The organism is Actinoplanes sp. OR16 (genome assembly GCF_004001265.1).
In the GTDB taxonomy this organism is placed as follows: domain Bacteria; phylum Actinomycetota; class Actinomycetes; order Mycobacteriales; family Micromonosporaceae; genus Actinoplanes.
Window position 1 is genome coordinate 4,392,355 of the sequence record NZ_AP019371.1, and the last position, 19,332, is coordinate 4,411,686.

General features: G+C 71.2%; 11 protein-coding genes. 8 read left to right on the plus strand and 3 right to left on the minus strand.

The features are described 5' to 3' along the window. Window positions 1-71 precede the first annotated feature (71 nt). Window positions 72-3,047 carry a BTAD domain-containing putative transcriptional regulator gene (locus tag EP757_RS20335; RefSeq protein WP_127548322.1) on the plus strand — a complete coding sequence of 992 codons (2,976 nt, stop codon included), beginning with the start codon at window positions 72-74 and terminating at the stop codon, window positions 3,045-3,047. A 4-nt stretch (window positions 3,048-3,051) separates the two neighbouring features. Next, window positions 3,052-4,131, plus strand: a complete 1,080-nt coding sequence (locus EP757_RS20340) for a trans-aconitate 2-methyltransferase (RefSeq protein ID WP_160165823.1) — start codon at window positions 3,052-3,054, stop codon at window positions 4,129-4,131. A 78-nt stretch (window positions 4,132-4,209) separates the two neighbouring features. Here EP757_RS20340 and EP757_RS20345 read toward each other — a convergent pair whose 3' ends face one another. Together EP757_RS20345 and EP757_RS20350 are read right to left on the minus strand one after the other, a co-directional pair. Beyond that, the gene (locus EP757_RS20345; RefSeq protein WP_174262423.1) at window positions 4,210-6,024 is read right to left on the minus strand and encodes a VanW family protein; all 1,815 of its coding nucleotides are present in this window, start codon (window positions 6,022-6,024) and stop codon (window positions 4,210-4,212) included. An 85-nt stretch (window positions 6,025-6,109) separates the two neighbouring features. Then, window positions 6,110-8,122: a response regulator gene (locus EP757_RS20350; RefSeq protein ID WP_232050597.1), complete on the minus strand. Its 2,013-nt coding sequence runs from the start codon at window positions 8,120-8,122 to the stop codon at window positions 6,110-6,112. A gap of 98 nt (window positions 8,123-8,220) precedes the next feature. On the opposite strand from EP757_RS20350, the gene EP757_RS20355 reads away from it, so the two are divergent. Next, window positions 8,221-11,430 carry a PAS domain S-box protein gene (locus EP757_RS20355; protein WP_127548326.1) on the plus strand — a complete coding sequence of 1,070 codons (3,210 nt, stop codon included), beginning with the start codon at window positions 8,221-8,223 and terminating at the stop codon, window positions 11,428-11,430. A gap of 43 nt (window positions 11,431-11,473) precedes the next feature. Here the strand turns inward: EP757_RS20355 and EP757_RS20360 are convergent, their stop codons facing one another. Continuing rightward, window positions 11,474-12,451, minus strand: a complete 978-nt coding sequence (locus EP757_RS20360; RefSeq protein ID WP_127548328.1) for a TerC/Alx family metal homeostasis membrane protein — start codon at window positions 12,449-12,451, stop codon at window positions 11,474-11,476. Window positions 12,452-12,719: 268 nt separating this feature from the next. Between EP757_RS20360 and EP757_RS42825 the strand changes: the two genes are divergently transcribed. The 5 genes from EP757_RS42825 (at window position 12,720) to EP757_RS20380 (ending at window position 19,322) form a co-directional block, all read left to right on the plus strand. Beyond that, a complete protein-coding gene (locus EP757_RS42825; RefSeq protein WP_160165824.1) occupies window positions 12,720-12,863 on the plus strand; it encodes a hypothetical protein in 144 nt (47 codons plus the stop codon). Further along, a complete protein-coding gene (locus EP757_RS20365) occupies window positions 12,864-14,072 on the plus strand; it encodes an MFS transporter (RefSeq protein ID WP_370457862.1) in 1,209 nt (402 codons plus the stop codon). Window positions 14,073-14,127: 55 nt separating this feature from the next. After that, window positions 14,128-15,075 (plus strand): hypothetical protein, encoded by a 948-nt coding sequence (locus tag EP757_RS20370; RefSeq protein ID WP_127548330.1) that lies wholly within the window; start codon window positions 14,128-14,130, stop codon window positions 15,073-15,075. A 20-nt stretch (window positions 15,076-15,095) separates the two neighbouring features. After that, window positions 15,096-16,058 carry an AraC family transcriptional regulator gene (locus EP757_RS20375; protein ID WP_127548332.1) on the plus strand — a complete coding sequence of 321 codons (963 nt, stop codon included), beginning with the start codon at window positions 15,096-15,098 and terminating at the stop codon, window positions 16,056-16,058. Window positions 16,059-16,928: 870 nt separating this feature from the next. Next, window positions 16,929-19,322: a LuxR family transcriptional regulator gene (locus EP757_RS20380; protein WP_127548334.1), complete on the plus strand. Its 2,394-nt coding sequence runs from the start codon at window positions 16,929-16,931 to the stop codon at window positions 19,320-19,322. The last annotated feature ends 10 nt before the right edge of the window (window positions 19,323-19,332 follow it).

A 19,332-nucleotide genomic window follows, 5' to 3' on the forward strand; every position in this document is an offset into this window, starting at 1 on the left:
GTGACCCGCCCGGCTGTCGGGGAGTGGATAAGTAGTGGTCGGGGACTCGGCGTACTGGTCAGAATGACGCCGTGGGAATCCGGGTGGGTGTGCTGGGGCCGGTCGAGCTGGTCCGGGACGGGCGGGTCGTCCCGCTGGCCGGCATGCCGCAGCGGATCCTGCTCGCGCGTCTCGCGCTGGCCGGTGGCCGGCCCGTCCCGGTCACCGACCTGATCGAGGCGCTCTGGGAGGGCGAACCGCCGGACAACGCCGTCGGCAACCTGCACAGCTACGTCTCCCGGCTCCGCCGCCAGGCAGGCAGCGAGGTGATCCGGCGGGAGGCCGGCGGCTACCGCCTCGCGTCGCCCGGCGACGGGTCCGGTGACTTCGTCGATGTCGCGGTCGTCGAGCTGCTGGTGCGGCGTGCTCGTGGTCAGCGTCCCGCCCAGGCCGCGGTCACGCTCGGCGAGGCCCTCGCGGTCTGGCGCGGCGAGTCACTCGGCGGCGTAGCGGACCGGCTCGCCTTCGCCCCGGACGTGGCCCGCCTCAACGAATGGCAGCTTCATCTGAAGGAGGAGTTCCTCGACCGGCGGCTCGATGCGGGCCGGGCGGCCGAAGCACTGCCCGAGATCGAAGCGCTCGCCGCCGCGCAACCGTTCCGGGAACGCCCCCGGCTGCTGCTGATGCGTGCGTTGCATGCGACCGGCCGGACTCCGGAGGCGCTCACCGTCGTCCGCACCTATCGGGAAAGGCTCCTGGACGAACACGGCTTGGACCCTTCGCCCGCCCTGATCAGCCTGCAGCGCCGCATCCTGGCCGACGATCCGTCCCTTGCTCCGGGCGACATTTCGGAAATGTCGCCCGGCGGCGGAGGCGGCGCGAAAAGCGTGACCGAGGGGTCAGGACCTGCGGGGGACGACCGGTCTGGCTGGTCGGGAGCTGCGGGGGACGACCGGTCCGGCTGGTCGGGAGCCGCGCGGGAAGGTGGGGCGGGAGCGACGGGGTTCGGCGGTGGTCGTCGGGGACCGCGGAGTCTGGTGGGGCGGCGGGGTGATCGGTTCTTCGGGCGTACAGGGGAGCTTGATGCTCTGAAAAGTGCTCTTGCCGCTGACCGGGTCGTGACGCTGGTGGGGCCCGGCGGGGTGGGTAAGACGCGGCTGATGGTGGAGGCGCTCGGCGGCGGGGAGCTGGTCGTGGAGCTGGCTGAGCGGTCGGTGCCGTCCGATGTGGCGGCGGCGGTGGCCGGGGCGCTCGGGTTGCGGGCTGCGCCGAGGGGTGGGTTCGCCGCGCTGGCCGAGCGGCTCGGCGCGGCGCCCGCGGTGCTCGTGCTGGACAACTGTGAGCACCTCCTGGACGCGGTTCGTGATCTCGTGGACGAGCTGGTGGTCCGCTGTCCGGGGCTGCGGGTGCTGGCTACGTCGCGGCAGCGGCTGGGTGTCGCGGGGGAGCGGGTTCTGCGGGTCGGGCCGCTGCCGGCAGCGGATCGGGTGGCGCTGTTCTGTGACCGGGCGGCGCTGCTGCGGGCCGACTTCCGGGACGATGCGCGCACGCGTGAGCTCGCCGCCGAGATCTGCGCCCTCGTCGACGGGCTGCCGCTGGCCGTCGAGCTGGCGGCGAGGCGTGAGGCCGTGTTCGGACTGGCGCATCTGCGTGACCGATTAGGAGCAGGGCTCAACGTTCTCGATCCGGCGCGTGGAGGTGATCGTTCGACGGCGGTGTCCGCGACGGTGGAATGGTCGTACCGTCTGCTCGATCCGGCTGCCCAGCGCCTGCTGAACCGTCTCGCGGTGTGCCGAGGAGGGTTCGGCCCCGACGCCCTGCCCTATTTCGATCAGGATGCTGAGCCGCTTCTAGCCGAACTCGCCGACGCCTCCCTGGTCACCTGCGATCTCAGCGAGGGACAACCGCGCTACCGCCTCCTGGAGACCGTGCGGCACGTCAGCCTCGGCCATCTGGACCCGGAGGGGGAGCGGCTGGCCCGCGACGCCCACGCCCGCTGGATGCTGGATCTCGCCACTGAACTGGTGAGACGCGGCCGGGACCGGGATCCGTGGACGACGCCGACGCTGCGGCGCGAGATGGCCAACCTGCAGGAGGCGCTGTCCTGGCTGACCGGCGCGGAGGGCGCGCAGCTGGCCGCCCTGCTCTCAGTGATCAATGCGGATGCTCCGGACCCGGGACTGACCGAGCAGCTGGCCGGCTGGAGACCGGAGCGGATCGAGACCGAGACCGACATGCTGCGCGGGCTGGCCGCCGGCAACGCCGAATGGCTGCGCGGGAATCTCGGCGAGGCGGACCGGCTGCTCACCGCGGTGCTCGACCGGATGCCCGGCGATCATCCGTTGCGGTGGGGAGCGCTGATCGTACGGATCTCGAACGGGATGTTCGCCGGGCGTGCCGCAGCGGTCCGCGCCGACGCCGAGCTGATCGCGGAGGATCCGGGCGCGCCGCGCTGGGCCCGGGCGACCGGGATCTGCTGCGCCGCGCTGATGGACGCCTACGCCGGTGATCCGGCGGCGGGTCTCGCCTGGCTGGAGAAGCACGCCGGCGAGCTGGACACCGAGCGGTTCGACGGATTCGTGCCGTTCACCCGCGGTGAGCTGGTCGCGGCGAGCGATCCGGAGCAGGCCCTGGCCTGGTACGACAGGTCGATCGCCGCGAGCGACCGGGCCAACCTGATCTACACGAGCAACGTGGCGCGGGTCGCGCGGGTCGCCGTACTGATCCGTCTCGGTCGCCGGAAGCAGGCCGCCGACGCCTGCCGGGAGACGATCACGGCAGTCCGGGACGTGAACATGACCGCGCAGCTCTGGACCGTCCTGCGACTGACCGCGGAGCTGCTGAGCGATTGCGGCGACCGGGAGAGCGCCGCGGTGATCGTCCGGGCCGCGGAGGCGGATGCGCTCGCGCCGGCGGTGATGGGGCCGGACCGCGATCGGCTGGCGCGGCTGCGGGATGCGGTCCCGTCACCGCGGGGTTTCAGTGACACGGCCTCCGTCTGCGGATATGCCTTGCAGGCGCTGGCAAGTGCACAGCAAGGAGCCGGCAAGGAGCGGCCCGCACCGTAGGGGCATGACGACAGACACGCACCAGACACCGACGATCGACGAGGCCCGCGTGGAGGCCTTCGCCGGACAGCTGATCACCGACTTCGCCGGGGCGTCGAGCACCGCCATGACCGTTCTCGGCGACCGTCTCGGGCTGTACAGCGCCATGACCGGAATCGGACCGGTGACGGCCTCGACGCTGGCCGAGCGCACCGGCCTGCATCCGAGGCTGGTCACCGAGTGGCTGCGGCAGCAGGCCGTCTCCGGGTACGTCACCGCCGACGGCGACACCTTCGAACTGCCGGTCGAGCACGCTCTGGCGCTGTCCGTGGTGGACTCGCCGGCGTACCTCGTGGCGGCCGGCGAGATCATCGCCGGGTACTTCGCCTCCCTGGATCATCTGGAGGTGGCGTTCCGCGGCGACGGCGGCCTCGCAGGCGACGAGGTGCCGGGCTGCACCTACCATGGCATCGAGCGCTACTTCCGTACGGCGTACGTCAACCAGCTCGCCCAGACCTGGTTCCCGGCCGTCCCCGGACTCGTCGCGAAGCTGGAGTCCGGCGCCCGGGTCGCCGACGTCGGCTGCGGCCACGGCTTCGCGAGCCTGCTGATCGGCCGCACCTGGCCGGCAGCCACCGTGACCGGTTTCGACTACCACGAGCCGTCGATCGCGACGGCTCGTGCGCGAGCCGTCGAGGCGGCGAGCGGCGTCGCCTTCCACGTGGCCGATTCGGCGGCGATCGGCGCGCACGGGCCGTTCGACGTGGTGGTCTACTTCGACTCCCTGCACGATCTGGGCGATCCGGTCGCGGCGCTGAAGGCCGCTTTCGACGCGCTCGCGCCCGGCGGCATCGTGGTGGCGGTCGAGCCCTGGTCGGCCGACGACTGGACGTCCACGATCGGGATGCCGATAACCCGGATCGGGTACGCGTCGAGCACCGCGTTGTGCACTCCCACGTCACTCGGGCAGCCCGGCGCCTACGGGCTCGGGACGCTCGGTGGCCCGGCGAAGCGGCTGGAGTTGCTGGCGGCAGCCGGTTTCACCGACCCGATCGTGGCCGCCGACACGGGCTTCAACCTGGTCGTGTCGGCGACCAAGCCCTGATCGGCTGATCCGGGAGATCGCGCCGGCGAGCGGCGTGGCCGGCACCGCGCCGAGCACACCGCTCGCCGGCGAGCACCTTCAGTCGTCCTCGGCCGGCGTGCCGCCGCAGATGTAGTTCGGCTCGGCGTCGTACTTCCACGTGAACTTCTCGCGCTTCACCACTTCGCCGTCCCGGTGGAACAGCCGGAACGCGTCCTGCGTGAAGCCGGGCAGCCCACCCGTGGCGATACAGCTCGGACCGGCCGGCAGGGTGATCGTGCGCGGCGACGTGACGTTCCGCCGCTTGCTCCACTCCGTGGTCACCTTGTCCCACACCTTGGTGCTCCAGACCGAGACCGTGATGCTGTTGCTGGTCCAGGAGGTGTCGAGCAGTACCCCGTACGGCGAATCGTTCTTGAACTTGAAATCGAGATCGGGGTAGAAGATCGTCGACTCGATCACCGCGGGATAGCGGTCGAAGTAGTACGAGTGCGGCTTGTGCTCGACGTCCTTGAGCCCCGCGTAGTACGTCGCGTTGAACAGCGTCGTGGTGAACTGCGAGACGCCGCCGCCGACGCCCGGGGTCAGCTTGCCGCCGAGGATGACCGGCGCGTCCTTGTACCCCTGCTTGTAGGAGCGCTCGCCGGTGTGCTTGTTCAGCGAGAACGTCTCACCCGGCAGCACCAGCGCACCCTCGACCTGCTTCGCCGCCTGGACGATGTTCTGGCTCCGTGACGAGCCGAGCCCTCCGGTGAATCTCGTGGTGAAGGTCGAGATCTTCTTCTGTACGCCGAGCTTGCCGAGTTCGGCGCCGCTCAGCGAAGGCGCGGCCTTCACGACGGTGGCGGCGATGGTCCGTCCGCTCGTGCGCGAAAGGACGTTCAGGATCTCCGGGGCCATCCCGGCCAGATCGACGGCGGTGCCGTCAGCGCCTTCGACGATGGACGGTCTGCCGCCCTTGAGACTGAACTTCGCGTCCTTCGCCTCGGTCTCGACCTCGGCGAGCGGCTTGGTGATCGCGGCGCGCAGCTTCTTGGCGTCGATCCGCGGCTCGATCCTGCCGGCCTTGTCGGCGCTGAGGACCAGGCTCTTCGCGATCGCCGACGGCGGGACGGTGACGGTGCCCTTGTCCGAGGTGATGGTGAGCGGCCCGGAGACGGCCGGCGTGGCGACGTCGGCCAGCAGCCGGTCGACCTCGGCGGCCGTGGTGACCGGGTGCACCTCTTCCAGCGGGATGCCGACAGTGCTGGCGGAGGGCCAGGCGGCGCGGACCGCGGCGGCTGCGGAGGCCGGCACCAGGTCACGGCCGGGCGCCGGGTGCACGGCTCGCGGCTTGACGCCGTCGAAGACCACTGCCGGCTTCGTCATCGGCTCGCCGATCCTGCCGAGCGACGCGCGCAGCTTCTCGTCGAGCAGCTCGGCGTCGACGGCGACGACCGGGGCGACCGCGCGCTCGCCGAACGGCGACGGGTTGCCCTTCGCCGCAGCGGCGATGGTGGCGTCCACGTCGACGACCAGGCCGACGTCGGCCGGCTTCACGGTGGCGTCACGGTTGTCGACGGTGACGGTGAGCGGCTGGGTCAGCCGGGTGTCGGCGGCCAGGTGGCGGCGGAGTTCGGCGGCCGCTTCGGCACGGCCGAGCCCGCCGAGCTCCGCGCCGAGCACCGTGACACCGAGCGGCACGTCACCCCGGTAGGCGTAGGTCACCGCTGTTCCGGCGCCGGCCGCGAGGACGAGCACCGCGGCACCGGCGATCAGCGGGATCCGGCTCCGGCGGCGAGCCGGCTGCGGCTCCTCCTCGGCCATGTCGATCACGTCGTGCGTCGGCACCTTCTGGGCCGGCATCTTCTGGGCCGGCAGGACGACCGTCGGCGTCTCCTCGACGATCGGCTGGCGATCACCGTCAGTGGTCACCGGGGTCCTCCAGGGCTCGGGCGGCGTATGGTCAGGCCGCCGGGCCAAGGATGCTAGTTGATTCCTGTGACAACGAACCTGTGAGTCACCTGTGCGCACCCGCGTTCAGGGCGCCGCGTACCGTGCTGACCAGGGCTTCCCGGTCGAACGGCTTAGCCAGGATGGTGGACCCCGGTTCGAGGTTGTTGCCCTTCTCGTCGATCAGCGACTCGGCGAAACCGGACACGAACACGATCGACAGGCCGGGCTGGCGCATCGATGCCACCTTGGCGAGCTGCCGGCCGTTCATGCCGGGCATCACCACGTCGGTGACCAGGGCCGACACGTGCCCGGGGTGCTGTTCCAGGATGCGCAGCGCCTCGCCGGCGTCGGCGGCGGTGAGCACGTCGTACCCGGCGCCGCTGAGGATCCGCGCGGTGACCTGCAGCACGGCCGCCTCGTCGTCGACCAGCAACAACGTCTCACCGCCCGGATTGTCGGGCTCCAGAGCCTGAGGCGGCGGCGCCGGCGTCTCGGTGATCAGCGCCGGCAGGGTGAACGTCGCGGTGGTGCCCTGCCCCTCCCGTGAACGCAGGGTGAGCTGGCCGCCCGCCTGGCTGATGATCCCGTGGGCGGTGGAGAGCCCGAGCCCGGCCGTGCTGCCGGCCGGCTTGGTGCTGAAGAACGGCTCGAACGCCCGGTCCAGGATGTTCTGCGGCATGCCGGCGCCGGTGTCCGTGACGCAGACCATGACGTTCTCGTCCTGGACCGAGGTCGTGATGGTCACGGTGCCGCCGGACGGCATCGCCTCGGCACTGTTCCGGACGAGGCTGCGCAGCGCCTGCTCGATCTGCGCCGGATCGGCCTTGACGTCCGGGAGGCCGGGATCCAGGTCGAGATCGAGGGCGACCGTCTCCCGCAGCGCCGGGGCGGCGGACCGCAGCAACGTGTTCAGGTTGAGCGGGACCGGCTGGATGATCTCGCGGCGACCGAAGGCGAGCAGCTGCTGGGTGAGCCCTTTGGCGCGCTCGCCGCCCTTCACCACGTGCTGCAGGTCGCCGAGGAGCGACTCGGCGGTCTCGGCCGGCAGGGTGCCGTCCTCCTGCGCGTCGGTGATCGTCTCGATGGCGAGGTTGGTGTAGCCGAGGATCGCGCCGAGGATGTTGTTGAAGTCGTGCGCGGTGCCGCCGGCCATCCGGCGCAGGCTGTCCAGGCGTTCGGCGTCCCGGTGCCGGGCGTCCTCCTGCCGGCGCAGGGTCTCCTCGCGCAGCCGTTCCTCGGCGGAGACCAGGTCGGTGACGTCGTCGACCATGAGCACGCCACCGGCCAGCCGGCCGTCATCGTCGTCGTGGATCTGGCGCAGGTGCAGCCGCAGCCGCCGGGTGGTGCCGTCCGGCCAGGTGATCCGGTGGTCGAAGCGCAGCTCGACGGCGTCCCCGGCGCCGTGCAGGAGGCTGAGCGCCGAGTCCTGCGCGCCGGTGTCGAGGCAGTCCAGCCAGCCCTGGCCGAGCAGCCGGTCCTGCGGCAGCTGCATGATCTCGGCGAACCGCTCGTTGATGTAGTCGGCGGTCCCGTGGGTGTCGAGGATGCCGATGCCGACCGGGGACGCGACGGCCATCGCCTCGAAGCGCCGCTCGGTGTCGTGCAGGGCGCGGACCTTCTCGATCAGCTTGGCGTTCACCGCGTGCAGGTGGGCCTGGGCGAACTCCTCGTCGGCCGCGGGCGTCACATCGAGCAGGACCGGGCCCCGGGCCAGCGCGGTGTCGACGGCTTCGAGCAGCGTGTGCGGATCCTGCGAGCGCAGCACCACCTGACTCACCCCGCAGGCCTCGGCGATCGGCCGGGTCTCCGGTTCCAGATAGTTCGCGGTGTAGAAGATGACCGGCGCCTGCGCGGCGATCGGGTCGGGGTCGGAGCGCAGGCGGTGGACCAGTTCGAGCCCGTCGATGCCGGGCATCAGCACGTCGGAGACGACGACGTCGGGGTGGTGGACGTGGGCCAGCCGAAGCGCGTCGGCTCCATCCCGCGCCTCGATGACGTCGTGGCCCCGATATCCGAGGAGCATCCGGACGATGTCCCGGTTGGCGGCCACGTCGTCGACGACCATCACTGTCGCCACGGCGTCTCCCTCGCGATGTGGTCTTTGTCCGTAATAAGGCTAAAGCAGAAATTCTTCACATGTAGGTTGACTCTGAATCAGAGCTGACAGGGGGACGCGTGGTGGGAAAGGCCGGCTGGCTGCGATACGTGCTGGTCGCGGGCGGGGTCGCCGGGGCCGGCGTGACGCTCGGCGGCGAGCTTCTGCGCCGTGCCGGGCGTCGCCTCGACCAGTACTTCTACCTCGCCGCCATCCTCGAACAGACCGCGACGCCCGCCTTCGTGAAGAGCGTGAGCGGGCGGTACCGGCTGGTCAGCGGGGCCTACGAGCGCCTGCACCAGGTCCCGCCCGGTGTCGCGGCGGGCCGGTACGACCACGAGGTCCACTCCGAGGAGCGGCTCGCCGAGTACCGCCGCCGGGACCGGATGGTGCTCGCCTCGCAGGGGCCGCTCGCTTTCGAGGACGAGCTCTCCGACCGGCGGTTCGTCACCACCCTGTACGCCCTGCGCGACCGCCGCAACCGCCCGTACGCCATCTTCGGCGTGAGCAGCGAGATCACCGAGTCGAACCGGGCCACCCGGCAGGCGGCGAGCGAGCGCCGTCTCCAGTCGCACATCAACGCCCGGCTCGCCGCGATCGTCGAGGCCTCCCAGGACGCGATCGTCAGCAAGGCCCTGGACGGCACGATCCGCACCTGGAACCCGGGCGCCGAGCGGCTCTACGGCTACACGGCCGAGGAGATGGTCGGCAACGACGTGACCCGGCTGCTCCCGCCGGACCGGAAGGGCGAGGAGAAGGTGCTGCTGGCCCGGGTCTTCGCGGGCGAGGCGCTGAGCCGGTTCGAGACCCGCCGGCAGCGCAAGGACGGCAGCATCATCGAGGTGTCGCTCAGCATGGCCCCGATGCGCGACACCGACGAGACGGTGATCGGCGTGTCGACGGTGGCGCACGACATCACCGCCCGGGTCCGCGCCGAGCAGCGGCTGCGCCTGGAACGCGAGCAGCTCGAAATGATCATGGGGGCGGCCAGTGACCCGTTCTTCACGATGGACGACGACGGCGTCATCTCGGAGTGGAACCGGCAGGCCGAGCACGTCTTCGGCTGGCCGCGCGACGAGATCATCGGCCGGAACGTCGCCGACACCGTGCTGCCGATCCGGTACGGCACAGCGCTACGCCGTCTGCTGGAGGGTCGCTGGGAGTGGCTGCTGGACCGGCCCACCGAGATGGGCGCCACCCACCAGGACGGGCACGAGATCCCGGTCGAGCTGACCATGTGGCGCATCGGCCACGACGGCGGCGTGCACTTCCACGGCTTCGTCCGGGACATCACGGCCCGCCGGCAGACCGAGCTGGCTCTCGCCGAGGCCCGCGACCAGGCGATCGAGACGGCCCGGCTGAAGTCGCAGTTCCTCGCGTCGATGAGCCACGAGATCCGGACCCCGATGAACGGCGTGATCGGCCTGACCGGCCTGCTGCTGGGATCCAACCTCGACGAGAAGCAGCGGCGGTACGCCGAAGGCATCAGTTCGGCCGGCTCCACACTCCTGGCCGTCATCAACGACGTGCTCGACTTCTCCAAACTGGAGGCCGGCAAGGTCCTGCTCGAGGACGCCAACTTCCAGGTCGGCCGGCTCATCGACGACGTGGTGTCGCTGGTCGCTCCGCCGGACACCCAGGACGGCGTCTCGGTCAGCGGCGTCTGCGATGCCCGGCTGCCGGAGACGGTCTGCGGCGACCCGGCGAAACTGCGGCAGGTGCTGCTCAACCTGGCCGGCAACGCGGTCAAGTTCACCACCCGGGGCCGGGTCACCGTCACCGCGGCGTTCGACGAGCAGCAGAGCACCGGCCCGGACGCCGTGCCGATCCGGTTCGAGGTCCGCGACACCGGCATCGGCATCGACAAGCACCAGCAGGAGGAGCTCTTCGAGGCGTTCACCCAGGCCGACGCGGGCACCACCCGCAAGTTCGGCGGGACCGGCCTCGGCCTGGCGATCAGCCGTGACCTGGTCGAGCTGATGGGCGGCAGCATCGGCGTGGAGAGCCAGCCGGGGCACGGCAGCACGTTCTGGTTCACCGTCACGCTGCGGACCGCCCGCGGCGACCTGCACCTCAGCGACCGGCACTCGCTCGACGGCCTGCGGGTCCTCATCGTGGACCGCGACGAGAAGGACCGGGATGTGCTCACCGACCAGCTCACCGGCTGGTCGATGCGGGCCGCCGGCACCGGCGACACCCGCAGCGCCGGGGTGGCGCTGCAGGAGGCGGCCGAGGCGGGCCGGCCGATCGACCTGGTGATCGTGGACATCGGCACGGCGGAGCGGGACGGCCTCGACATGGCCGGCTTCGCGCTGACACCGCCCGGCTGCCCGCCGCCGAAGACGATCCTGCTGGCCGACGAGGCGCACCGGCTGCCCGGCGAGCCGGACCCGGACCGGTTCTCGGCGGCGTTCGCGAAGCCGCTGCGGCAGTCGCAGCTCTACGACGCGCTGGTCGGCGCACTCGCCGACCGGGTCGAGGACCAGGCCATCGACACCCCGGCGGAGGCGCCGCTGGGCCGCGGGCACCTGCTGCTCGTCGAGGACAACGACATCAACCGGACGGTCGCGCTCGGCATCCTCGCGAACCTCGGGTACAGCGCCGACGTCGCGGTCAACGGGCTGGAGGCGGTCGAGCGGGCGACCCGGCAGGAGTATCAGGCGATCTTCATGGACTGCCTGATGCCGGAGATGGACGGGTACGCGGCCACCGCCGAGATCCGCCGCCGTGAGCCCGAAGGCCGGCACGTCCCGATCATCGCGCTCACCGCGAGCGCGCTCGCCGAGGACCGGGCCCGCTGCCTCGCCGCCGGAATGGACGCGCACATCGCCAAGCCGCTCATCCCGGCCGACGTGGCCCGCGTGCTGGAGCGCTGGACCAGCCGGCTGCCGGCCCAGGACGCCGATGCAGTGGCCGCCGAGATCGACGCCCGGCTGGACCAGCTGCGCGGACCGGACCCGGTCGCCACCGCGGCGGCGCTGGACGGCCTGCTCGGCGCGCTCGCCGCGAAGATCCCCGAGCACCTCGACCGGATCGAGCAGGCGCTCGCCTTCGACGATGACGCCGAGCTGCGCTCCGAGGCACACCAGCTGAAGGGGATCATGGCGAACCTCGGGGTGGGCGCCGCGACGCTCGCCTGCGGCAGGCTCGAGGACGATGCCCGCGCCGGTGATCTCGACGCGGCCGTCGCCTCGCTGGCCCACGCCCGCCCGCAGGTCGCCCTGGTGGTGACGGCGGTCGGTCAGATCCGCCGCAGGTTCGAGGGCGAGAAAGCATCCTTGTCGAGGTGACAGGGTGCAGGGGTGGCGTGGCCGGTCGAACAGATCAGCAACCTCAACTCGCGGTGTGCGACACCTCCCGGCGGTTCGCGACCAGGCTGGTCGCGGTCACCGTCAGAAGCGTCACGGCGATCACCACGAGGGACAGCTCGGTCGGGATGTCCGGGACCTGCGGCCAGAGCTTGTGCGCCCAGTGCAGAACCAGCTTCACGCCGATGAACGCCAGGATCACCGCGAGTCCGTAGTCCAGGTGCCGCAGCTTGCCGAGCACGTTGCGCAGCACGAAGTAGAGCGCCCGCAGCCCGAGCAGGGCGAACATGTTCGTGGCGAAGACGATGTACGGATCCTCGGTCACGCCGTAGACGGCCGGCACCGAGTCGACGGCGAAGACCAGGTCGGTCACGAAGACGGCGACCACCACGAGGGCCAGCGGGGTCAGGGTGCGACGGCCGTTCTCGACGATCGACAACCGGCCGGCGTGGTAGTCCTTCGTCACCGGCATCAGCTTGCGGATCAGCCGTACGCTCCGCATGGTGTCGATGTCGACGTGGTACTCGTCGTCGCGCATGGCGTCGCGCATCACCTTGCCGGCGGTGAGCAGCAGCGCGCCGCCGAAGAGCAGGAACGCCCACGCCCCGGTCTGCAGCACCGCCGCGCCGGCCGCGATGAAGATCGCCCGCAGCACCAGGGCGCCGATGATGCCGTAGAGAAGCACCCGTTGCGCCAGCTGCGGCGGAACCGCGAAGGCCGCCAGGAGCAGCATGAACACGAACAGGTTGTCGACCGACAACGACTTCTCGACGACCCATCCGGTGTAGAACTCGACAGCGGGGCGCCGCCCGTACACCTGCCAGAGAATGACCCCGAACGCGGCCGGAAGCGCGAGATAGAAGAGTGACCAGCCGACCGCCTCGCGCATCGCCACGTCATGCGGACGGTGGGTGATCGCGAAATCGGCGGCGAGCAGCGCCAGCAGCACGGCGATGGTGATCGCCCAGAGCTGCGGGGACGCGATGGTGGACAGGGGGGACATCAGAAGGCCTCCTCGGACATGCGTCGACGTCCGAGGTCTCCCTCACCCGCTCAACGGCGGGTAGCGCACGGGGGCACACCGGGGTGCCCGTGATGACCGCCACGCTTCTTAAGGAGGTACTCCCCTCCCGGCCCACCCTAGTCAGAATCGGCCCGCAGGGGCATGCCAACCACCGGTTCGGCGATTCCGGTTGACGGGCCCGAGGATGCGCGCGACCGTGTAGCGACGACCGTTGTCCCAGCTAGAAGCGGCTCCGGGGAGGTCCCGCATGTTGCTCGACATTCTGGTCGGCACGGTGGTGATGGTCTGTCTTCTGGTCAGCAGCATCGCTCTGCTGCCGCCGCCCGCCCGCCATTCGCGGACCCGCGGCCATCACCGGGCCGGTTTCCACTGGCCTCATTTCCATCATTAGATTCATCGGGCGGGCTCATCTCCGAGTCCGCCCGGTGTCTCGGGAGTGCCTGTGAGTGTCGACGCCCGCACGCTGACCCCCTGGCGGGCGATCACCGCTTTCGGCCTGGTCAGCCTCGCCGCCGACATGGTCTACGAGGGCGCCCGCTCGGTGACCGGGCCGCTGCTCGCCACCCTCGGCGCCTCCGCCCTCGCCGTCGGCCTGATCACCGGCGCCGGTGAGGCCGCCGCGCTGCTGCTGCGCCTGGTCTCCGGCCCGCTCGCCGACCGCACCGCGCGCTATTGGGCCCTCACCATCTTCGGGTACGGCCTGACCGCCGTGTGCGTCCCCCTCCTGGCCATCACGCCCGCTCTCGGAGCGGCGGGCCTGGCGGTGGCCGGGCTGCTGATCGTCGCCGAGCGGATCGGGAAGGCGATCCGGTCGCCCGCCAAGTCGGCGCTGCTCGCGTCGGCTGCCGGTCAGGTGGGCCGGGGACGGGGTTTCGCGGTGCACAAGGCGCTGGACCAGATCGGCGCCTTCGCGGGCCCGTTGCTGATCGCGGCTTTGATCGCGGTGTTCGGCACTGTCTCCCCGGCGCTGGCGTTCCTGGCGATTCCGGGCGCCGCTTCGATGCTCCTGCTGGTCTGGTTGCGTCGGCGCTTTCCCGAGCCTGAGACGCGTCATGTTTCCGAAATCTCTGGACATCTGCCCCGGCGGTTCTACGTCTTCGCTGCGGCTGTCGCCTTCTCCACCGCTGGTCTCGTCACCTTCGGCCTGATCTCGTATCACGCCAGTAAGACCTTCTCGCTCGCCGCGGTGCCGATCCTCTATGCCGGGGCGATGGCGGCCGGCGCGGTTTCCGCCCTGATATCCGGGCATTCATACGACAAGTGGGGTGCACGAGTGCTCTATGCGCTTCCCGCCCTCGCCGCCGCCACGCCCGCCCTCGCCCTCTCCGGGAGCACCGCCGCGATCATCACCGGGACGATGCTCTGGGGCGCCGCGGTCGGCGTCCAGGACTCCACCGTGAAGGCGCTGGTCGCCGACCTGGTGGCGGCGCCGCGCCGGGCCACCGCCTACGGCGTCTTCGCGGCCATCCAGGGCGTTGCCGCACTCGCCGGCGGCGCGCTGGCCGGCGGCCTCTACGAGCACTCGATCCCGCTGCTCGCCGCGATCCTCGCCGTGATGCAGCTGATCGCGGCCGGACTGCTCGCCGTATCGCGCGCGTGAACGCCTTGTATCCATCCCTTCTCCGGTAGGCGGGCCCGGGCGCACCCTCGGAGGCATGACACCTGCCGACATCCTCCCGTCCCTGGCCACCGCGCTGCCGCCCCGGCTGGATCCGGAGATCTGGCCGATCACCACACGCTGGGGCCTGGACGGCGGACTCGAGATCGGCGGGATGAGCCTGGCCCGCCTCGTCGCCGATCACGGCACTCCGGTCCGCGTCCTGGACGAGACCGACGTGCGGGCCCGGGCCATCGGATACGCCGCCGCGTTCGGCCCCGGCGGCTGCTCCTACAGCGCGAAGGCCGGTCTCACCGTGCCGACCGGCCGGTGGATCGCCGAGGCCGGTCTCGGCTGCTACGTGACGTCGGCCGACCAGCTGCGCACCGCCCTGCTCGCCGGATTCAACGCCCGTGACCTGGTCCTCTGCTCGGCCGGCAAGTCCGTCGCCGACCTCGACGCGGCGTTCGCGTGCGGCGCGGGCGTCGTGGTGGGTTCCGCCGCCGAGGCGGCCACCGTCGCCGGGCGGGCGCCTTCCGGCCAGCGGGTCCGCTTGCGCGTGCTGCCCTCCGCACCCGGCAGGCCACACGGGTACGGCCTGCGCCTCGGCACGTCGACCGCTCTCGCGGCCCTCGACGTCGTGCTCCGGTCACCGGCGTTGCGGTTCGACGGCCTGGACTGCTCGCTCGGGCATCAGCTGGCCCGGTTCGGGAGCTACGAACGCTGCCTCCGGGAAGCGATCGCGTTCATGGCGGTGATCCGCGCGCGGCGGGGCTTCGTCGTACCAATGATCAATCTTGGTGGTGGGCACGCCGTCCCGTATCGCGATGGTGAGGACGGCCTGGCGCTCGGCGCGTTCGCGGCCCGGCTGCGGCTGTCGATGGGCGCGGCCGGCCGGGAAGCGGTGAACGGCCGGAGCTGGGCGGCCATCGGCGACGAGCTGATCGGCCACTATGCGGCGGCCTTCGCGGCACCGGTGACCACGGGGGTGCCCGTCGTGGCCTAGCCTTCAGTATTTTCATCGCCATGGCGTACGTTCTCGACACCGCCGGCCTGCCCGCCGGCGACCGCGTGGAAGCCGTGCACACCGCGATGATGTACGCCTCCGCTCCCTGCCACGTCATCCACGAGGATCCGGACGCACCCGTCTACGCCAAGATGGGACTCTGGGACCTCGGCGACGCCAACGTCTTCACCCATCGATCGTCCGGGATCCGCCTGCTCCGGACGGCGAAACTGGCCCGCCAGGACGCCATGCCGGTGATCGCCCTGTCCGTTCAGCAACGCTCGACCGGCCGGCTCGCCCAGGGCGGCTCCCGGGTGTGCGCGACCGGCGAACTCCTCGGCGTCGACCTCTCCGCCGCCTACGACTACTCCTGGTCGGGGCACGGGGCCGCGGGCTGCCTGCAGATCCCGCTCGACCGCCTCGACCTCCCCGTCGACGTGATCCGCTCAGCACTCGGCGGCCTCCGGGCGAGCCCGCTCTACCGCATGGTCACCAGCCACATCGCCGCACTCGCACGCGACCCGGACCGCATCACCCGCGACCAGTCCGCCGCCGTCGTGGCAGCTGCCAGCATCGACCTCTGCCGTGCCCTGCTGGCCTCCGCCGCCCGAGCCGACGGAGCGTCCACCCGCGCTGTCATGGCCGAAACACTGCTGACCCGGATCCGCACCTACGCCCGCCAGCACCTCGCCGACCCCGACCTCACGCCGGCCCGGATAGCCGCGGCCTGCAACATCTCGCTGCGCCACCTCTACAAGATCTGCGCCGACGCCGACCTCAGCCTGGAACAGTGGATCATCAGCGAACGCCTGCAGGGCGCCCGCCACGACCTCCTGAGCCCCGGCAACCGGACGATCGCCGCCGTGGCCCACGCCTGGGGTTTCCGAGACCCGACCCATTTCACGCGGCGTTTCCGAGCCCGCTACGGCACGACGCCCAGCCTCCTGCGAACCTCCTCGACCCAGGCCCGAACCACCCCCTGACCCTCTCTGGCTCCAAATCGTGTCGCGGCGGCGGCGATTCGGGGCCGCCGGAACCTCCTCGCTGTGTGGACGACGAGCCTGCCCCGGGCCGGCTGTTTCGAAGAGCGACAATTCGGGCGTCGACAGAGCGCTGACGTTCGGCCGGGACTGGTACTGACTCCGATCCGTGCGATCGGCTGTGGCTCATTGCTGTGCGGGGAGCCGCTCGACGGCGATGAGGCACAGCCGGTCCGCTGGGCTGTGGTTCATGGTTGTGTGGGGGCCGCTCGACGGCCATGAAGCACAGCCGGTCGTGCTGGGCTGTGGCTCATTGCTGTGTGGGGGGCTGCTCGACAGCCATGAGGCACAGCTGGCCGTGCTGGGCTGTGGCTCATTGCTGTGTGGGGGGCCGCTTGACGGCGATGAGCCACAGCCGGTCGCGCTGGGCTGTGGTCCATGGCTGTGTAGGGGGCCGCTCGACAGCCATGAGGCACAGCCGGGCAATGGCGGGAGGGTCGGCGGCCTGTGGATCGGCGGCTGATGGCGAGTGGCCCGCGATCTTGGAGTGCCGGAAGGAGTGCCGGGCGTCTGGATCGCTGACGACCAACGGCCTGCGATCTTGGAGACCAGTGCGTGACGGCCCGCGATCTTGGAAAACCAGTGCGAGTGGTCTGCGATCTTGGAGGCCTCATGGGAGAGGGCCCGCGATCTTGGACGGTTGAGGTGGCGGACCAAGCGCGATCTTGGAGCCCGCACGCGGCGGCACTGAGGGGCAGGCCGGGAGCGGCGGTGCGGCTTCGGCGCTGATGAAGGGGTGTGCGCTCTGAGCCGACTGCGGTGCACGCACAGCACGGGCCCCGGGGCTGCCGGGCCGATAGTTTTCGGGCAGTCATGGGGCTCTGGGGGAGAGCCGGGGAGAGCGCGGCGCTTCAGGAGTTCGTCGAGGCGGTGCGTTGCGGACTCGGCGCAGCGGTGGTGGTTCGGGGCGAAGCGGGCGTCGGGAAGACCGCTCTGCTCGAGAACATCGTGTTCGGCGACGTGCGGGTGTTGCGGGTCGGGGGAGTCGAGCAAGAGGCGCATTTCCCGTACGCCGCATTGCACCGCCTTCTGATCCCCCTGTTGTCCGCGATGGACGTCCAGCACGCGCTGGGCCTCGACGATCAGCCGCCGGTGGAGGCCGGATCCGCCGCCCGAGCCGTGTTCCAGCTGCTCGCCGAGGCAGGCGAGCCGGTGATCTGCTGCGTCGACGACGCCCAGTGGATCGACCCCGAGTCGCTGGAGGCTCTCGCCCGCATCGCCGAACTGCTGCCCGGATCGCCGGTGGGTCTGATCGTTGCGGGACGGCATCGGCACATCCCGGCGCAGGAGATCGAGGTCGGCGGGCTGACCGGGACGGCCGGCATCGAGCTCTTGAAGGCGGTGGTGAACGTGCCACTGGACGAGATGATCGCAGCCCGGCTGGTGGCCGCTACGGGAGGCAACCCCCTCGCACTCCACGATCTCGCCCGCGAGCTGACCCCCGAGCAGTGGGTGGGCACCCGGAGCCTTCCCGATCCGCTGCCGGTCGGCGATCGCCTGATCGAGGCGTTCCGCGGCCCGCACGGCATCTTGGACACCGCAGAAGATCATCCTTTGGTACGGGCGGCCGCCTACAGCGCGGCCACCGGCGCCGAACGACGTGCTGCCCACGCAGCGATCGCCGCCGCGACGACCCGTCCCGAGGACGCCGACCGGCGCGCCTGGCACCGGGCCGCCGCGAGCGTCTCCCCGGACCCGCAGATAGCAGCCGAACTGGCACGGACCGCCGACCTGGCAGCCCGCCGAAGCGCCGACAGCAGCCCCGAAAGCAGCACCGCAAGCGCCGACAGCAGTCCCGAAAGCGCCGACGGCAGCCCCGAAAGCGCCGACGGCAGTACCGGCAGCGGCGGCCACACCGCGCGGGTCACCTTCCTGCTGCGGGCCGCGGAGATGAGCCCGGATGCCGAGGATCGCGAGCGGTACCACCTGGCGGCTGCCGAGGCGGCACTGGCGGCAGGTGCCCCCCAGCAAGCGTTGCGCCTGGTCAGTGGGGTGGCGGTGGGGGCGCGAGCTCTCCTCGTACGAGCAAATGCTCTGGTCATGACGGAGGATGAGGGTGCCTGTGCCCAAGGTGCCGGGCTGTGTCTCTATGCCGCTCGTGCGTTCGGGCCCGCGGATCCCGGTGCGGCCACCGAGGCGCTGCTCGATGCCGTCGAGCACCTGCTGCGGGCCGGTCACCTGGCGAAGGGCACGAACGCCGCCGAGATCGCCGCCGCCGCCGAGGAGTTGAACGCCGGCGACGACCTGCTCACCGCGTTCATCACGATCGTCCGGGGTGGGAGGGCGGACATCCGGCGGCTCCTGGAGAAGTACCGGGACGGGCCGGACGACGTGCTGGTCCGGCGGCAGTTCGGCGTCGGCGTGCTCGGTGAGCTGGCCGGGGATCCGGAGCTGCTGCGGACGTTCCGGCAGCGAGCGGCCGAGGCGACCCGGCGGACCGGCATGCCCCGGCAGCGAGGCGTGACCGTTTCGGAGGAGGGCCTCGAAGCAGCCGAACGCCTCGGCGCCGGCTACACCGTCTCCCTGATCCGCTCGGCGATGGCCGCTGCCGCGCTGGGCCGTGGCGACTACATCACGGCCCGCGCGATCGCCCGTGACGTCGCCGCCACCGACGAACTCGGGCTGCATCGGCGGGTGCTGCCGGATCTGGTCGAGGCTGCCGTCCGCAGCGGCGACAGCGCCGTGGCCGTCCAGGCGGGGGAGGACTTCGTCGTCGCCGATACGCCCTGGTCGCGGGGCCTGCTGGCGCGTACCCGGGCGTTGCTGGCCCCTCCCTCCGACGCCGAGCCCCTCTATCGCGAGGCGATCCACCTGCTCGCGGGCGCACCGGCCCGGGCCGATCTGGCAAGAGCGCATCTTCTGTACGGCGAATGGCTGCGCCGCCGGCGTCGCCGCCGGGATGCGAGAGCCGCCCTGACCAGGGCGTGGGAGATGTACGACGCGATGGGCGACGAAGGGTTCGCCGGCCGGGCCGCCCGGGAACTGGCCGCGACCGGCGACAGCGGCCCGGGTGCGGGCCGTGATCTCACCGCCCAGGAGCAGGCCATCGCCGACCTGGCAGCGACCGGCGCCACGAACACCGAGATCGCCGCGCGGCTCTTCCTCAGCGCCAACACCGTCGACCATCACCTGCGGAAGATCTACCGGAAGCTGGAGGTGACCTCCCGCCGGCAGCTGCAACCGGCGCTGCGCCGGGACACTCGTTAGTCTTTCCAAG